Source organism: Sphingopyxis solisilvae, from assembly GCF_015475875.1.
Classification (GTDB): Bacteria; Pseudomonadota; Alphaproteobacteria; order Sphingomonadales; family Sphingomonadaceae; genus Sphingopyxis; species Sphingopyxis solisilvae.
The window spans coordinates 11,101-26,973 of the sequence record NZ_JADKYM010000020.1; the positions used below are offsets into that span (position 1 = coordinate 11,101).

Annotated in this window: 15 protein-coding genes; all 15 read left to right on the plus strand. The window is 66.5% G+C overall.

What is annotated here, in order from left to right; translation table 11 throughout:
• Positions 1 to 155: 155 nt before the first annotated feature.
• Genes IR187_RS13125 through IR187_RS13190 form a run of 15 tightly spaced genes read left to right on the plus strand, consistent with a single transcriptional unit; the run spans position 156 to position 15,872 of the window.
• Positions 156 to 656, plus strand: a complete 501-nt coding sequence (locus IR187_RS13125) for a division/cell wall cluster transcriptional repressor MraZ (protein WP_194955032.1) — start codon at positions 156 to 158, stop codon at positions 654 to 656.
• Positions 653 to 1,645: a 16S rRNA (cytosine(1402)-N(4))-methyltransferase RsmH gene (gene rsmH, locus IR187_RS13130; RefSeq protein ID WP_194955033.1), complete on the plus strand. Its 993-nt coding sequence runs from the start codon at positions 653 to 655 to the stop codon at positions 1,643 to 1,645. The genes IR187_RS13125 and rsmH overlap by 4 nt, the downstream gene beginning before the upstream one ends.
• Positions 1,639 to 2,253 carry a hypothetical protein gene (locus IR187_RS13135; RefSeq protein WP_194955034.1) on the plus strand — a complete coding sequence of 205 codons (615 nt, stop codon included), beginning with the start codon at positions 1,639 to 1,641 and terminating at the stop codon, positions 2,251 to 2,253. The genes rsmH and IR187_RS13135 overlap by 7 nt, the downstream gene beginning before the upstream one ends.
• Positions 2,250 to 3,944, plus strand: coding sequence for a peptidoglycan D,D-transpeptidase FtsI family protein (locus IR187_RS13140; RefSeq protein ID WP_194955035.1), 1,695 nt, complete (start codon positions 2,250 to 2,252; stop codon positions 3,942 to 3,944). The genes IR187_RS13135 and IR187_RS13140 overlap by 4 nt, the downstream gene beginning before the upstream one ends.
• Positions 3,944 to 5,383: a UDP-N-acetylmuramoyl-L-alanyl-D-glutamate--2,6-diaminopimelate ligase gene (locus IR187_RS13145; protein WP_194955036.1), complete on the plus strand. Its 1,440-nt coding sequence runs from the start codon at positions 3,944 to 3,946 to the stop codon at positions 5,381 to 5,383. Before IR187_RS13140 ends, IR187_RS13145 begins: the two co-directional genes overlap by 1 nt.
• Positions 5,380 to 6,756 carry a UDP-N-acetylmuramoyl-tripeptide--D-alanyl-D-alanine ligase gene (locus tag IR187_RS13150; protein ID WP_194955037.1) on the plus strand — a complete coding sequence of 459 codons (1,377 nt, stop codon included), beginning with the start codon at positions 5,380 to 5,382 and terminating at the stop codon, positions 6,754 to 6,756. The genes IR187_RS13145 and IR187_RS13150 overlap by 4 nt, the downstream gene beginning before the upstream one ends.
• Positions 6,756 to 7,826 carry a phospho-N-acetylmuramoyl-pentapeptide-transferase gene (mraY, locus tag IR187_RS13155; protein ID WP_194955038.1) on the plus strand — a complete coding sequence of 357 codons (1,071 nt, stop codon included), beginning with the start codon at positions 6,756 to 6,758 and terminating at the stop codon, positions 7,824 to 7,826. Before IR187_RS13150 ends, mraY begins: the two co-directional genes overlap by 1 nt.
• Entirely contained in the window at positions 7,823 to 9,127 is a 1,305-nt protein-coding gene (gene murD, locus IR187_RS13160; protein ID WP_194955039.1) for a UDP-N-acetylmuramoyl-L-alanine--D-glutamate ligase, read from the plus strand. Before mraY ends, murD begins: the two co-directional genes overlap by 4 nt.
• Positions 9,124 to 10,362, plus strand: coding sequence for an FtsW/RodA/SpoVE family cell cycle protein (locus tag IR187_RS13165; RefSeq protein WP_194955040.1), 1,239 nt, complete (start codon positions 9,124 to 9,126; stop codon positions 10,360 to 10,362). The genes murD and IR187_RS13165 overlap by 4 nt, the downstream gene beginning before the upstream one ends.
• Before the next feature lie 10 nt (positions 10,363 to 10,372).
• On the plus strand, positions 10,373 to 11,557 hold the full coding sequence (gene murG / locus IR187_RS13170) for an undecaprenyldiphospho-muramoylpentapeptide beta-N-acetylglucosaminyltransferase (protein WP_194955041.1): 1,185 nt from the start codon (positions 10,373 to 10,375) through the stop codon (positions 11,555 to 11,557).
• Positions 11,557 to 12,990: a UDP-N-acetylmuramate--L-alanine ligase gene (gene murC, locus IR187_RS13175; RefSeq protein WP_194955042.1), complete on the plus strand. Its 1,434-nt coding sequence runs from the start codon at positions 11,557 to 11,559 to the stop codon at positions 12,988 to 12,990. The genes murG and murC overlap by 1 nt, the downstream gene beginning before the upstream one ends.
• Complete coding sequence (locus tag IR187_RS17035; RefSeq protein WP_267463787.1) at positions 12,987 to 13,115, plus strand: hypothetical protein; 129 nt, start codon at positions 12,987 to 12,989, stop codon at positions 13,113 to 13,115. The genes murC and IR187_RS17035 overlap by 4 nt, the downstream gene beginning before the upstream one ends.
• Positions 13,112 to 14,011: a UDP-N-acetylmuramate dehydrogenase gene (murB, locus tag IR187_RS13180; RefSeq protein ID WP_194955043.1), complete on the plus strand. Its 900-nt coding sequence runs from the start codon at positions 13,112 to 13,114 to the stop codon at positions 14,009 to 14,011. The genes IR187_RS17035 and murB overlap by 4 nt, the downstream gene beginning before the upstream one ends.
• Positions 14,008 to 14,934 (plus strand): D-alanine--D-alanine ligase, encoded by a 927-nt coding sequence (locus tag IR187_RS13185; RefSeq protein ID WP_194955044.1) that lies wholly within the window; start codon positions 14,008 to 14,010, stop codon positions 14,932 to 14,934. The genes murB and IR187_RS13185 overlap by 4 nt, the downstream gene beginning before the upstream one ends.
• The gene (locus tag IR187_RS13190) at positions 14,931 to 15,872 is read left to right on the plus strand and encodes a cell division protein FtsQ/DivIB (RefSeq protein WP_194955045.1); all 942 of its coding nucleotides are present in this window, start codon (positions 14,931 to 14,933) and stop codon (positions 15,870 to 15,872) included. Before IR187_RS13185 ends, IR187_RS13190 begins: the two co-directional genes overlap by 4 nt.
• Position 15,873 lies beyond the last annotated feature (1 nt).

Genomic DNA, 15,873 nt, shown 5'->3' on the forward strand with positions numbered 1-15,873 from the left:
CTATTTTGCCCTAAATTTCCCCTTTTCACCCCAATTCATAGTTGATAGGCAGGAGTCGGAGAGGGGCAATCTCCGCCTGAGCCGAAACTGCTGGAATCCAAGCGATTCCGGGGACGGGAAATTATTGCCCGGTGGCGCATACGGGGGGCAAAGCGATGGCGATTGTGACGCCCGGCCAATATGCGGGCACCAGTTTCGCCGCGATCGATGGCAAGGGGCGCATCGCCGTCCCCTCTCAATTCCGCAACAATGTGCCCCTCATTGCGGACGGCCAGCGCGTACTCTGGGTCGGCTTTCACGAAAAGCTGCCGTGCCTGGTTGCCTATGGCCAGGATCAATATGACCGGCTGAACGGCGAGATCGAGCGCGATCGCGAAACCGCGCGCTCACGCAACCTCGATTTCGACGAGGATGCAGAGTTCAAGAAACGCTTCAGCTATACCGAGCCGTACACGCTCGACGACAGCGGTCGTTTCCTGCCCAGCTTCATCCACCGCGACCGCGTCGGCGATGCCGGCGCGACGGCGTTTGTGGGGTCGGGTCGCCGCCTGGAAATCTGGTGGCTGCCGACGCTGGCCGAATGCGCCCAGGCCGACCCGGTGCTCCAGCGGCTGGCGGCGTCGTGGGATGCGACGAAGGGGAGGGGGCGCAAATGAGCGCGTCGTTGCCCGATCTGCCGCGCGACCCCCGTCACGACCCGGTGCTGCGCGACGAAGTCATCGCCGCGCTCGCGATCGTACCGGGCGAGCGTCATGTCGATGCGACCTTCGGTGCCGGAGGCTATACCCGCGCGATGCTCGCCGCGGGCGCCGAGGTGGTGGCGTGCGACCGCGATCCCGATGCGATTACCGATGGGCAGGCGCTGGTCGAGGAGGCGGGCGGCAAGCTGACGCTAGTCCACGGCCGTTTCGGCGAGATTGATCGCCTGCTCGCCGAGCGCGGGATCGACGCGGTCGACGGCATCACCTTTGACATCGGCGTGTCGTCGATGCAGCTCGACCACGGCGAGCGCGGTTTTTCGTTCCAGAAGGATGGCCCGCTCGACATGCGCATGGCGCAGGAGGGCGAAAGCGCCGCCGACTGGCTGAACCGCGCCGACGAAACCGAGATCGCCGATGTGCTGTTTCATTATGGCGACGAGCGCCAGTCGCGCCGCGTGGCGCGCGCGATCGTTGCGGCGCGCCCGCTCAGCCGCACCGGCGAACTGGCGACGGTGATCCGCAAAGCGCTGCGCCACCCGCCGGGCGCGCCGAAGGATCCCGCGACCAAGAGCTTTCAGGCGATCCGCATCCACATCAACGGCGAACTCGACGAACTGGCGGCGGGGCTGGCGGCGGCCGAGCGCGTCCTGCGTCCCGGCGGTCGGCTGGCGGTCGTCAGCTTTCACAGCACCGAGGACCGCATCGTGAAAAATTTTCTGCGCGAACGCAGCGGAGGCGATGCCGCGGGTTCGCGTCACCGGCCCGCGCCGATCCCTCTGGCGCGGGCCGCCACCTTTGAAACCCCGGCGCGCAAGGTGCGGCCGGGCAAGGTCGAGGAGGCACGCAATCCCCGCGCCCGGTCGGCAACGCTGCGCAGTGCGGTGCGCACCGCAGCCCCGGCATGGCCGGGTCAACCCCATGTGAAGGAGGCGATCTCATGCTGATGGCGGCACGCAAGCTTCAGGGCATCGGGCTGGTCCTGCTGGTGCTGATCTGCGCCATGATGCTGTACCCGGTGTCGCTCAAGGTGGCGGCAACGCGCAGCGAATTGACGCGGATCGAACGGCAGATCGAGCGGACGCGCGACAATATCCGCTATCTGGAATCCGAACTCGCGGTCCGCGCCTCGATGCGGCAGCTGGAACATTGGAACGCCGACACCTTTGGCTATTCGGCGCCGTCGGCGGACCAGTATCTGGAGAGCGAGCGTCAGCTTGCCTCGCTTGACCGCCTGCCGCGCGCGCGCGGCGCCAACGAGGTCGCACCGGTGCTGATGGCGATGGTATCGCCTGTCGCCATCCCCGAAGCGCCGAAACAAAGCCCCGTCGCCGAAACCCCGACGCCCGCGACGCCACCGAAGCCCGCCGCCAAGCCTGTCGTGCTGGCGCAGGCCGACAGCGAGGTCCGCAGCGATACCGCGCCGCGCATGGCGCCAACCCGCCGCCGCGAGCAACTGAAAATGATCGAGGACCAGTTGCTGGCCGAATCGACGCTGGCCGATCTGAAGCGCGCGGCGGCTCTCGAAGCGGCAGGAGGCAAGCCCGCCCGATGAACACGCTGGTCGTCCGTCCGACCCGGGTACGTACCGCCGGCGTCCGGCAGCAGATTTTGCTGACTGCCCAGCAGCGGCTGATGATCCTGATGCTGCTGTTCATGGCGGCATTTTTTCTGGTGTCGGTCCGGCTGGTCTATTTTGCGGTGTTCGACACCGGATCGCAATCGGGATCGCGGACCGGCGGCTTCATCCCGGCGCGCGCCGATATCGTCGACCGCAACGGGGTGCCGCTGGCGCGTACCATCGACGGCTATGCGATCCGCGTGGTGCCTGAAAAGTTGCTCAACAACCGCCAGTATCTGGCCGACGAGCTGCACAAGATTTTTCCCGATACCCCCCGCGCCGAACTGTTCGCCAAGCTGAGCGGGCCGCGACCGACCTATATCCGCCGCCGCGCGCTGCCCGACCAGGTCGCGGCCGTGAATGCCATCGGCGATGTCGGCTTTGATTTTCCGCGCGAGAAGGAACGGCTTTACCCGCAATTGTCGCTGGCGGCGCATGTGCTGGGCTTTATCAACGCCGACGGCGAAGGTGTCGCGGGTGTCGAGGGTGCGTTCGAGAGCCGCCTCACCGATGCGGCGACCCGCGGCGAGCCGCTGGCGCTGTCGATCGACGCGCGGGTGCAGGGCGTACTGGAAAGCGAGCTGGGTTCGGCGGTCGCCAATCTGGAAGCGATCGGCGGCGCCGGGATCATTCTGGACGTTCACACCGGCGAAATCGCTGCGATGACATCGCTGCCGACCTATAACCCCAACAAACTGGCCCCCGACAATATGGCGGCGCGGCGCAATGCGGTGACGCATAATTTGTACGAGCTGGGATCGACGTTCAAGCCGCTGACCGTTGCCGCGGCGATCGACGCAGGGACCGTGACCAGCATGGCGCGCCGTTATGATGCGACCCAGCCGCTTGCGATCGCGGGCTTTCGCATCCGCGACAGCCACCCGTCGCGGCGCTGGCTGAATGTCCCCGAAACGCTGATCCACAGTTCGAACATCACCACCGCGCGCATCGCCGACGAGTTGGGGCGCGAAAAGATGGAAGCGATGTTTCGCAGCCTGGAGTTCGATGGCCGACCGCAGATCAACCTGAAAGAACGCGCCTTTCCCTTGTGGCCGCGCGATTGGGGGCGGATCACGACGATGACCACCGGTTATGGCCATGGCATCGCAGTCACCCCGCTCCACCTCGCCAGCGCTTATGCCGCGCTGGTCAATGGCGGCATCTATCGCCCCGCGACGATCACCAAGCTGGGCGATACGGCGCCGCCGAAGGGGCACCGCGTGTTCAAGGCCGCGACCAGTGCGCGGATGCGCCAGCTGCTGCGCCTGATCGTGTCCGACGGCACCGGCAAAAAGGCCGAAGCGCCCGGTTTCCGCGTTGGCGGCAAAACCGGCAGCGCCGAAAAGCCCGGCGCGGGCGGCTATCGCCGTAGCTCGGTCGTCGCGACCTTTGCCGCCGCTTTCCCGATGGACAATCCGCGCTACGTCGTGCTGGTGATGATCGACGAGCCCAAGGGCAATGCCTATAGCTCGGGCCAGCGCACCGCGGGCTGGACCGCGGCGCCGGTGGTCAGCAAGGTCGTGATGCGCGCCGGGCCGATGCTGGGCGTGTTCCCCGATGAAAGTCGTGACGTCGATGTCTCCGAACTCACTCCGCTGCTCTGGAGAAACGGGGAAGGCGGGTAATGCGCCTGTCTGCGCTGCTCGACAAATCGCATGACGGGACGCCCGACCCGGTCGTGACCGGGCTGGCGATCGACCATCGCAAGGTGGCACCGGGAACGGTGTTCGGCGCGTTCGTCGGCGAAAAATTCAACGGCGAGGATTTCATTCCGGCGGCGATCGACGCCGGGGCGATTGCGGTCGTCGCGCGCCCCGAAGCGCGGGTCGATGGCGCGGTGCATATCGCCGAGCCCAATCCGCGCCGCGCCTTTGCCCATATTGCGGCGCGATTCTTTCATCGTTTTCCAGCCACCTGCGTCGCTGTGACGGGGACCAACGGCAAAACGTCGACGGTGGAAATGACGCGCCAGCTGTGGCGGATGGCGGGGTTCAACGCCGCGTCGATCGGCACACTGGGGATCACCACTTCGGTCGACAGTTCGTCGACCGGGCTGACGACCCCCGACATCGTGACCTTCCTCAGCAACATGTCGGGACTGGCGGTCGAAGGGGTCGGTCATGCGGCGTTCGAGGCATCGAGCCACGGGCTCGATCAATATCGCACCGAAGGCCTGCCGGTGAAAGCCGCGGCGTTCACCAATCTCAGCCACGACCATCTGGACTATCATGGCACGATGGACGCCTATCTGGCGGCCAAGCTGCGCCTGTTCACCGAAGTGGTCGATCAGGACGGCGCGGCGGTGGTGTGGGCCGACGACGACTATTCGGCGCAGGTGATCGATGCGGTCAAGGCGCGCGGCGTCCGGCTGTTGACGGTCGGCACGCGGGGAGAGACGCTGCGACTGGTATCGCGCGAGCCGACCCAGCTCGGCCAGTCGCTGGTCATTGCGGCAGGCGATGCGGCTCATCGGGTCGACCTGCCGCTGATCGGTGGCTATCAGGTTGCCAATGCGCTGGTGGCGGCGGGGCTGGTCATCGCGACCGGCGGCGATATGGCGCAGACGCTAGGCAATCTCGGCCGGCTTCAGCCGGTGCGCGGACGGCTGGAACGGGCTGCGATCACCAAGGCTGGCGCGCCGGTCTACGTCGACTATGCGCATACCCCCGACGCGCTCGCGGCGGCGCTCGATGCGCTGCGCCCTCACGCGCGCGGGCGATTGATCCTGGTGTTCGGCGCGGGCGGCGACCGCGATCAGGCGAAGCGGCCCGAGATGGGCAGGGTCGCCGCTGCGAAAGCCGATGTGCTGATCATCACCGACGACAATCCGCGCGGCGAGGATCCGGCCGTCATCCGCGCGGCGATTGCAGAGGGCGCGCCAACCGCGCAGGTCATCGGCGATCGCCGCGCCGCGATCGCCGCCGCGATTGCCGAAGCGCGCGCCGACGACATCATCTGCATCGCGGGCAAGGGGCATGAACAGGGGCAGATCGTCGGTGCGGGCGCCGACATGCGCATCATCCCCTTCGACGACGTCGCGGTCGCGCGCGAGTGTGCGGCATGAACCCGCTGTGGACCGCCCGCGCCATCGCCGCCGCAACCGGCGGCGAAGCGAGCGCTGATTTCACCGTGCATGGCGTCGCCTTTGACTCGCGCGAGGTGACGACGGGCGACCTGTTCGTCGCGATGCGCGGCGAGGCGACCGACGGGCATAAATTCATCGACAAGGCGATTGCCGCGGGCGCCGCCGGCATCGTCTGCGAAACCCCCATCGATCATCCGCATGTCCGCGTCACCGACAGCGCGGCGGCGCTGAATGCGCTGGGCGCCGCATCGCGCGCGCGCAGCCATGGCCGGATCATCGGGGTGACCGGATCGGCGGGCAAGACGGGAACGAAGGAGGCGCTATTCGAGGCGCTCGACCGCTTCCGCCCGGGCAGGGCGCACCGATCGGTCAAAAGCTATAACAACCATGTCGGCGTACCGCTCAGCCTGGCGCGGATGCCCTCGACCGCCGATTTCGGCGTGTTCGAAATGGGGATGAACCATGCGGGCGAGCTTGCGGAACTGACGCGCATGGTGCGCCCGCACGTCGCCATCGTCACCACCATCGCCCCCGCGCATATGGAGTTTTTCGGCAGCGAAGAGGCGATCGCCGACGCAAAGGGCGAAATTTTCGAGGGGCTGGAGCCCGGCGGCACCGCGATCGTCCCGTTCGACAGTCCGCATTATGCACGGCTGCGCGCCAAGGCCGAACGCCATGCGACGCATGTCATCAGCTTTGGCCTCGGCGCCGATGCCGACGTCCGCGCGGTCGACTGGCTGCCCGACGGGCAGGGCGGCTCGCTCGTGACCGCGCAAGTGCAGGATGCGCTGCTGTGCTACACGATCGCGCAGGCCGGGGTGCATTGGGTGTCCAATTCGCTCGCGGTGCTGGCGGCGGTCAAGGCGGTCGGCGGCGACCTGCCCGCGGCGGGGCTCGCCTTTGCCGAAATGGCCGGGCTCGCAGGCCGCGGCGCGCGCCACCGGGTGCCGCTGGGCGGCGGGCATATCCTGCTGATCGACGAAAGCTATAACGCCAACCCGGCGTCGATGGCGGCGACGATCGAGCAGCTGGGCAGCGAATCCGGCGACCGCAAAGTGGCGATTCTCGGCGCGATGAAGGAGCTCGGCCCGGACGGTGCGGCCTATCACGCCGGTCTTGCCGCTCCGCTCGTCGCAGCCGGGGTGCAATTCGCCCTGCTTGTGGGCGAAGAGATGGCGCCGCTCGCCAAAGCGCTTGAGGGGCAGATCGATTTCGAGCATGTGGCCGCCCACTCTGACGCGGCGGAGCGGCTGGGCGCAGTGATCCGCCCTGGCGACACCGTGCTGGTCAAGGGGTCGAACAGCGTCGGCTTGTCACATGTCGTGTCGGCGCTGACCAACGGGGAATTTTGATGCTTTACTGGCTGGCGGAATGGCTGGGCTTTCCGGGGGTTTTGAACCTCATCCGTTACCTGAGCTTCCGCTCGGGCGCGGCGGTCGCGACCGCGCTGATCATCGGGCTGTGGATCGGGCCGCGCTTCATCCTGATGCTGCGGATGCGGCAGGGCAAGGGGCAGCCGATCCGCGACGACGGGCCGCAGAGCCATCTCGCGAAAAAGGGCACGCCGACAATGGGCGGGCTGATGATCCTCATCTCGCTGATGATCTCGGCGCTGCTGTGGATGGACCTGTCGAACCGCTTTGTCTGGGCCTGTATTTTCGTGACCGGTGGGTTCGCCGCGGTCGGTTTTCTCGACGATCTGGACAAGGTCACCAAAGCCAGCCACCGCGGCATTCCGGGGCGGGTGCGGCTGCTGATCGAATTCCTGATCGCCGGAGTCGCAGTATTCCTGATCGTGTCGCGCACCGGTACCGACCTGTATCTGCCCTTTTTCAACGATGTCGTGATCGAGCTGGGGCCGCTCTATTATGTCTTTGCGATGGTGCTGATCGTCGGTTTCGGCAATGCGGTGAACCTGACCGACGGGCTCGATGGGCTCGCAACCTTTCCGGTCATCATCGCCAGCCTGACCTTCCTCGTCATCGTCTATCTGTCGGGCAATGTGAAATTCGCCGAATATCTGGGCATCCCGCATGTTTCGGGGGCAGGCGAGCTGGCGGTGTTTGCCGCCGCAATCATCGGCGCCTGCCTGGCCTTCCTGTGGTTCAACGCGCCGCCCGCGGCGGTGTTCATGGGCGATACGGGCAGCCTCGCGCTCGGCGGCGCGCTGGCGACGATCGCGGTGACGGCGCAGCATGAACTGGTGCTGGTCCTGGTCGGCGGGCTGTTCGTGGTCGAGGCCTTGTCGGTGATCATCCAGGTTTTCTGGTACAAGCGCACCGGCAAGCGGGTGTTCCGCATGGCGCCGATCCACCATCATTTCGAGCAGATGGGCTGGCCCGAATCGACCGTCGTCATCCGCTTCTGGATCGTCTCGATCGTTCTGGCGCTCGCGGGGCTCGCGACCTTGAAACTGCGGTGATCACTTCGCGCGCCTTTGCCGGTCGCCGCTATGCGGTGCTGGGGCTGGCGCGCTCGGGGCTCGCGACGGTCGCGGCGCTCGTTGCCAGCGGCGCCGGGGTGACTGCCTGGGACGACCGCGAGGATGCGCGCGACGACGCGATGGCGCTCGGCGCCGACATCGGCAATCCGCTCGAGATCGACCTGATCGGTTTTGCGGGCGTGGTGGTGTCGCCGGGCGTGCCGCTCAACCGCCACCCGATCGCGGCGCATGCGCGCGAGGCGCATGTGCCGGTGATCGGCGACGTCGAGCTGTTCGCCGAGGCGCAAGGCGAACTGCCGCCGCACAAGGTGGTCGGCATTACCGGCACCAACGGCAAATCGACCGTCACCGCGCTGATCCACCATATGCTGGAAAGCGCCGGGATGGCGTCGCTGATGGGCGGCAATATCGGGCTGCCGATCCTCTCGCGCGATCCTCTCCCCGAAGGCGGGGTCTATGTGCTCGAACTGTCGAGCTACCAGATCGACCTGTCGCACAGCCTGGCGTGCGACGTTGCGGTGCTGACCAACCTGAGCCCCGACCATCTCGACCGCTACGACGGTTTCGCCGGCTATGCGGCGTCCAAAGCGCGGCTCTTTTCGCTCCAGCACCAGGATCAGGTGGCGATCGTCGCGGTCGACGACGACCCGTCAAAGATGATCGCGGGGCGGATCAACCACCGTCTGCACCGCGTGTCGGGCAAGGATATCGACCCGGTCGACCAGGCGCGCTGGCCCGCGCTGCAAGGCCCGCACAATGCGCAGAACGCCGTCTGTGCCATCGCGGTGTGCCGGGTGCTGGGATTGAACGACGAAGCGATCGAACGCGGTCTCGCCACCTTTCGGTCGTTGCCGCATCGGATGGAATTGGTCGGCGAAGCCCGTGGCGCGCGCTGGTATAACGACAGCAAGGCGACCAACGCGGCTTCCGCTGCACCGGCGCTGGCGGCGTTTCCGCCGGCGCCGGACCAGCGCCTGCACTGGATTGCCGGGGGGCAGGCGAAGGGCGACGGGCTGACGGCGTGCCGCCCGTGGTTCGGTCATGTGAAACAGGCCTATCTGATCGGCGAGGCGATGGAGTCGTTTTCGGCCGAAATCGGTGATGCCATTGCGGTGCAACGGTCGGGCGATATGGCAACCGCGGTCGCACAGGCGGCGGCGGCGGTGCGGCCGGGCGACGTCGTGCTGTTGTCACCGGCCTGCGCGTCGTTCGACCAGTTCAAGGATTATGAGCAGCGCGGCGATACATTCCGCGCGCTGGTGCAGGCGCTGGGGGCATGAGCGGGGGAATGGACCAGATGGACAGCGTGACCGAACGGCCGGTGATCGCAGCGACGCGGACCGTCAAGCGCCGCGGCCCGCGGCTCAGCCGCGCCGACCGCACCCCGCTGGGCCTGTGGTTCTGGGAAATCGACCGCGTCCTTCTCCTCCTCGTGTCGATGCTGGTGGCGATCGGGCTGGTCGCGGTGGCGGCAGCGTCGCCGGTGGCGGCGCAGAAATTGTCGACCAGCACCGCGTCGCTCGACCCGCTCTATTATTTCTATCGCCAGATGATGTGGGTGATCGTCGGGGTGCCGGTGATGCTCGCCGTTTCGATGCTGCCCAAGGCGCAGGCGCGACGCTTCGCGATCTACGGGACGATCACTTTTCTTGTCCTGCTGTTCCTGGTGCCCTTGGTCGGCACCACTGTGAACGGCGCGCAGCGCTGGATCGGCAGCGGGGTTTTCCGCTTGCAACCGTCCGAGTTTCTGAAACCTTTTTTTGCGGTCACGCTGGCATGGGTGCTGTCGCTGCGCCTGCATGACCAGAGCCTGCCAGTCGTGCCGCTGACTTTTGTGCTGACCGGGGTCATCGCCGTGCTGCTGATGGGGCAGCCCGATCTGGGGCAGACGGTGATTTTTGCCGCGACCTGGCTGGTGCTGGTGCTCGTCGCCGGGCTGTCGATGCGGATCATGGGGATGCTCGCGGCGACCGGGGTTGTCGGCATCATCCTCGCCTATTTCTTCTATCCGGTGGCGCAGCAGCGCATCAACATCTGGCTGTTCGCCGAAGGCGACAGTTTCCAGGTCGACCGCGCGCATGCGACGCTGACCGCGGGCGGCCTGATCGGCACCGGGCCGGGGGCGGGACTGGCGAAGTTCCAGCTGCCCGAAGCGCACACCGATTATATCTTCTCGGTCATCGGCGAAGAATTCGGGATGATCGCCTGCATCGCGATCGCCATTCTCTATCTCGCGATCATCGTCCGCGTGCTGGTGCGCCTGCTTGACGAAGAAGACAGCTTCCTGATTCTCGCGGTCGCGGGCCTGATCGCGCAGTTCGGCGGGCAGGCGACGATCAACATGGCGGTAAACACCCAGCTGTTCCCGTCGAAGGGCATGACCCTGCCGTTCATCAGCTATGGCGGGTCGTCGTTCATCGCGCTGTCGATCGGCATGGGTTTGCTCTTGTCGCTGACCCGGCGAAACCCCTATGCGGCGCGGGTGTCGATGACCCGCAACTGGAACAAGAAATGAGTGCCCGGAAATGACCGCGACCCGCCACTATCTGCTCGCCGCGGGCGGGACGGGGGGGCATATGCTGCCCGCCTATGCGCTCGCGGGTGAACTGATCGCGCGCGGGCATCGCGTCGCGCTGGTCAGCGACGATCGCGGCCTGAAGATTCCCGGCGCCCCTGCCGAGATGGAAACGCATGTCCTGCCCGCCGGTCGCGTGGCGGGCGGGCCCATCGGCTGGATCAAGGCGGCGCTGGCGATCCGCAAGGGGCGCCGCATGGCGATCGACCTGATCCGCGACTTCGACCCTGCGGTCGTCGTCGGCTTCGGCGGCTATCCCTCGCTGCCCAGCCTGCTCGCCGCGGGCGCGACGAAACGGCCGCGCGTGTTGCACGAACAGAATGCCGTGCTCGGCCGGGTCAATCGCATGATGGCGCCGCGCGTCGATGCGGTGGCGGTCGCCTATCACAATATCCAGCGCTATCCGGCGGGGCATGAACTGAAGAAGCACATCACCGGCAATCCGGTGCGCGACGAGATTGTCGCGATCCGCGAGGAGGGTTTCCCGCCGCTGAGCGAGGATGGCATTTTCCGCCTGCTCGTGGTCGGCGGCAGCCTGGGGGCGACGGTGCTCAGCGATGTCGTTCCCGCCGCGATCGCGATGCTGCCGCGCGCGCTGCTCGACCGGTTGCAGGTGGTGCAGCAGTGCCGCGAGGCCGACCTGGAAGATGTGCGCGGCAAATATGCCGCGCTGGGCGTCGCCGCCGAATGCGCCACTTACATTGCCGATTTCCCCGACCGGCTGCGCTGGGCGCATCTGGTGATCGCGCGCGCCGGGGCGTCGACCGTCGCCGAACTCGCCTGCGCCGGGCGGCCCGCGATTTTCGTTCCCTATCCACACGCGATGGACAATCACCAGACCTATAATGTTGTCGATATGGTCGAGGCGGGCGGCGCGCGCTCGATCCCGCAACCGCAATTCACCGCCGGCGAACTTGCGAAGCAGATCCAGCGCATGGCGCTCGAACCCGGCGCGCTGGAGAATGCCGCCGCGCGCGCCGCGAGCTGCGGCCTGCCCGATGCGACGCGCGACCTTGCCGACCTTGTCGAATCGCTCGCCGCGCCGCCGATGATGGACGTGATCCGCGTCGGTGGACCGTCGGGCCAGCGTGCCGCCGCAACCGGCATGGCGTCGGCGCGCATGGGAGGCGAATGATGCGCGGCGTTGCCACCGACATCGGCACCATCCATTTCATCGGCATCGGCGGCATCGGCATGTCGGGCATCGCCGAGGTCATGCACAACCTCGGCTATCAGGTGCAGGGCAGCGACATTGCCGACGGCTATGTCATCGAAGGGTTGCGCAAACGCGGGATCAAGGTTGCGATCGGGCATGATGCCGCGAACGTCGAGGGCGTTTCGGTGGTCGTCACCTCGACCGCGGTTAAACGCGGCAATCCCGAGGTCGAGGCGGCGCTGGCGCAGCGCATCCCGCTCGTCCGGCGCGCCGAAATGCTCGCCGAACTGATGCGGCTGAAATCGACCGTCGCCATCGCCGGGACGCACGGCAAGACGACGACGACCAGCCTGGTCGCGGCGTTGCTCGACGCGGGCGGGATCGACCCGACGGTGATCAACGGCGGGATCATCAACAATTACGGATCGAACGCACGCCTTGGCGACAGCGACTGGATGGTCGTCGAGGCCGACGAGAGCGACGGCAGCTTCCTGCGCCTCGACGGCACGATCGCGGTGGTCACCAACATCGATCCCGAACATCTCGACCATTATGGCAGCTTCGACGCGATCAAGGACGCCTTCGTCGAGTTTATCGAGAATGTCCCCTTCTATGGCGCGGCGATGCTGTGTCTCGACCATCCCGAGGTGCAGGCAATCATCCCGCGCATCCGCGACCGGCGGATCGTGACCTATGGTTTCTCCGCCCAAGCCGATGTGCGCGGCACCAACGTGGTGCCCGGTCCCGACGGCAATCGCTTCGACGTCGTCGTCCGCGACCGCGACGGCAACAGCCGGACGATCGAAGGCATCCACCTGCCGATGTCGGGGCGCCACAACGTCCAGAACTCGCTCGCGGCGATTGCGGTCGCGCTGCACATGGGTGTGCCGGACGACAAGATCGTGTCGGGCTTCAACGGTTTTGCCGGGGTCAAGCGCCGCTTCACCAAGGTTGGCGAGTTTGCGACCGGAGAGGGTGTCATCACGGTGATTGACGATTACGCCCACCACCCGGTCGAGATCCGTGCGGTGCTGTCGGCGGCGCGCGAAGGCGTCGGGGCCGGGCGCGTTGTCGGCGTGGTCCAGCCGCACCGCTTTACACGCCTGCGCGATCATATGGACGATTTCCAGCAGGCGTTTAACGACGCCGACATCGTGCTCGCCTTGCCGGTCTACACCGCGGGCGAGGCGCCGATCGAGGGCGTGACGTCGGACGCGCTGGTCGCGGGGCTGCGCGACCGCGGGCATCGGCAGGCTAGCGTCGTCGCGGATGCGGCAGAGCTGGCTGTAAGCATCGCGGATAGCATCAAGGCAGGCGATCTTGGTGCGGGCGACATGATTATCTGCCTTGGCGCGGGCGACATTACCAAGATGGCAGCGGGGCTGGCGAGCGCGGTGGAGGGAGCCAAGTGATCCTGCTTTTGCCCGACATCATGCTCAACTTTCCGTTCGTGTCGAGCGAAGTCGAGACACGGCAACGCCGCGCCAAGCGTCTTTCGACTTCGCTCGGGACGAACGGGGAAGGGGTGCGGTTGTGAGCGACCTTGTCACCCTCACATCCGTCCGCGGCAAGCTCACCCAGCAAGCCCCGCTCGCCCCGCTCGTCTGGTTCAAGTCGGGCGGCCCCGCCGACTGGCTGTTCGAACCCAGGGACGCCGACGACCTTGCCGATTTTCTCCGCGATCTTGACCCCGCGATCCCCGTAATGGCGCTCGGCCTCGGTTCGAACCTGATCGTCCGCGACGGCGGCTTTCCCGGCGTCGTCGTGCGGCTCGGGAAGGCCTTCGCCAAGGTCGAGGCGATCGACGCGACGACGCTGCGCTGCGGCGGCGGCGCTTCGGGCATCCTAGTCTCCTCGACCGCGCGAGATGCCGGGATTGCAGGGATGGAGTTCCTTCGCTCGATCCCCGGCACGGTCGGCGGTTTCGTCCGCATGAACGGCGGTGCCTATGGCAGCGAGGTCAAGGATATATTGGTCGATTGCGAGGTCGTTTTGCGCTCGGGCGAGCGCCGCACGCTTACGCTCGCCGACCTTGGCTACACCTATCGCCACAGCGAACTGCCCGAGGGCGCGGTCGTCGTCGGCGCAACCTTCCGCGGTCGCCCCGGCGAACCCGCCGCCATTCAGGCCGAGATGGACCGCATCTCGGCGAGCCGCGAAGCGTCGCAGCCCCTGCGCTCGAAAACCGGCGGCTCGACCTTCAAGAACCCCGACGGCCACAAGGCCTGGCAGCTCGTCGACGCGGCCGGGTGCCGCGGCCTCGCGGTGGGCGGCGCGCAGGTCAGCGAAAAACACACCAATTTCCTCATCAATACCGGCGAAGCGACGAGCGCCGACATCGAAGCATTGGGCGAGGAAGTCCGCCGGCGGGTGAAGGACAAGAGCGGCATCGAATTGCAATGGGAGATTCAGCGCGTGGGGGTCATGAAGTGAGCCGCGGCCCCTGGCATGTCGCCGTCCTGATGGGCGGCTGGTCCGCCGAACGAGAAGTGTCGCTGATGAGCGGCAACGGCGTCGCCGACGCGCTGGAAAGCCGCGGGCACAAGGTCACGCGAATCGACATGGACCGCGACGTCGCCCGTAAGCTCGCCGATGCGAAGCCCGATGTCGTGTTCAACGCGCTCCACGGTGTTCCGGGCGAGGATGGCACGGTGCAGGGGATGCTCGACCTGATGGGGCTCAAATATACCCATAGCGGCCTCGTCACATCGGTGATCGCGATCGACAAGGAATTGACGAAGCAGGCGCTGGTGCCGCATGGCATTCCGATGCCGACGGGGACCATGGTCGACAGCGAAAGCCTGTTTACAGTCGACCCTTTGCCGCGCCCTTATGTGCTGAAACCCGTCAACGAAGGCTCGTCGGTCGGGATTGCAATCGTCAAGGACGACAGCAATTACGGCAACCCGATTGCGCGCGATGCGATGGGTCCTTGGCAGAAGTTTGACCGCCTGCTCGCCGAACCCTTTATCAAGGGACGCGAGATGACCGTTGCCGTCCTTGCTGACACGCCGCTCGCGGTTACCGAATTACGCGTGAAGTCGGGCTTCTACGACTATGACGCCAAATATACTCCGGGCTTGACCGAACATATATGCCCAGCCGACATCCCCGCCGACGTGGCGCAGCGGATGATGGACCTGGCGCTGCAAGCACACCGCCTGCTCGGCTGCAAGGGTGCTTCGCGCTCGGATTTTCGCTGGGATGACGAACATGGGCTGGCGGGCATTTTCCTGCTCGAAGTCAACACCCAACCGGGGATGACGCCGCTCAGCCTGGTGCCCGAACAGGGACGCGCCGTCGGCATGGATTATGCCGAACTCGTCGAACGCATCGTGGGGGAAGCGTTATTATGAGCAAGACCCAGATCAAGCGCGGTAAGGCGCCGCCGCGGCGGCCCGCACGCGCGCCGAAGAAACGGCGCAAGGTCCAGCAGTCGCGGCTGAACGCGATCATCAACGCGCTGCCGATCAGTCCGCAGCGGTTGCAGAAGATCGCCAACTGGACCGTCGGGATCAGCCTGTTCGCGGTCGCCGGGCTGGTGGCGCATGCGACGGGGGTGACCGCCAAGGTGCATGAGGAGTGGGCGCAGGTCGTCGGCCGCGCCGGGTTCCAGGTCAAGAAGGTCGAGGTCGTCGGCGCCGACCGGATCGACCGGCTGAAAGTGTACGACATCGCGCTGGCGCAGAAGGACCGGTCGATGGCGGCGGTCGATCTCGCCGACGTGCGCAGCGACCTGATGCGTTATGGCTGGATCAAGGATGCGCGCGTATCGCGGCGGCTACCCGACACGCTGGTCGTCGATATCGTCGAGCGTACCCCCGCGGCGATCTGGCAGCATGGCGGGCGCTTGTCGCTGATCGACGAAAAGGGCGTGGTGCTGGAGCCGGTGACGGTGGCAACGATGCCCGACCTGCCGCTGGTCATCGGACCCAAGGCGAACCAGCGGTCGCAGGATCTTGACCGGTTGCTGGCCGAGGCGAGTTCGCTCAAGGAATTGCTCGCCGGCGCGACATGGGTCGGCAACCGCCGCTGGGATCTGCGCTTTCGCAGCGGCGAGACGCTGTCGCTGCCCGAAGGCGAGGCGGAGGCCAAGGCGGCGCTGGCGAAGTTTGCGCATCTCGACGGCGCCAACCGGCTGCTCGGGCGCGGCATCCTGCGTTTCGACATGCGCGATCCGAAACGCTTTGTTCTGCGATTGCCGCACGAGGGACAGGTGGCCCCCGCGCGGCTCGACGAGGCGCGCGAGGCGGTCGACGCCGTGGCAGCGGCCGCTACGGCGGAGAAGGGCTGAG

Coding starts and splice junctions, on each gene's coding strand:
- IR187_RS13125 (WP_194955032.1), top strand. CDS start 156: ATGGCGATTGTGACGCCCGGCCAATATGCGGGCACCAGTTTCGCCGCG.
- rsmH (WP_194955033.1), top strand. CDS start 653: ATGAGCGCGTCGTTGCCCGATCTGCCGCGCGACCCCCGTCACGACCCG.
- IR187_RS13135 (WP_194955034.1), top strand. CDS start 1,639: ATGCTGATGGCGGCACGCAAGCTTCAGGGCATCGGGCTGGTCCTGCTG.
- IR187_RS13140 (WP_194955035.1), top strand. CDS start 2,250: ATGAACACGCTGGTCGTCCGTCCGACCCGGGTACGTACCGCCGGCGTC.
- IR187_RS13145 (WP_194955036.1), top strand. CDS start 3,944: ATGCGCCTGTCTGCGCTGCTCGACAAATCGCATGACGGGACGCCCGAC.
- IR187_RS13150 (WP_194955037.1), top strand. CDS start 5,380: ATGAACCCGCTGTGGACCGCCCGCGCCATCGCCGCCGCAACCGGCGGC.
- mraY (WP_194955038.1), top strand. CDS start 6,756: ATGCTTTACTGGCTGGCGGAATGGCTGGGCTTTCCGGGGGTTTTGAAC.
- IR187_RS13165 (WP_194955040.1), top strand. CDS start 9,124: ATGAGCGGGGGAATGGACCAGATGGACAGCGTGACCGAACGGCCGGTG.
- murG (WP_194955041.1), top strand. CDS start 10,373: ATGACCGCGACCCGCCACTATCTGCTCGCCGCGGGCGGGACGGGGGGG.
- murC (WP_194955042.1), top strand. CDS start 11,557: ATGCGCGGCGTTGCCACCGACATCGGCACCATCCATTTCATCGGCATC.
- IR187_RS13190 (WP_194955045.1), top strand. CDS start 14,931: ATGAGCAAGACCCAGATCAAGCGCGGTAAGGCGCCGCCGCGGCGGCCC.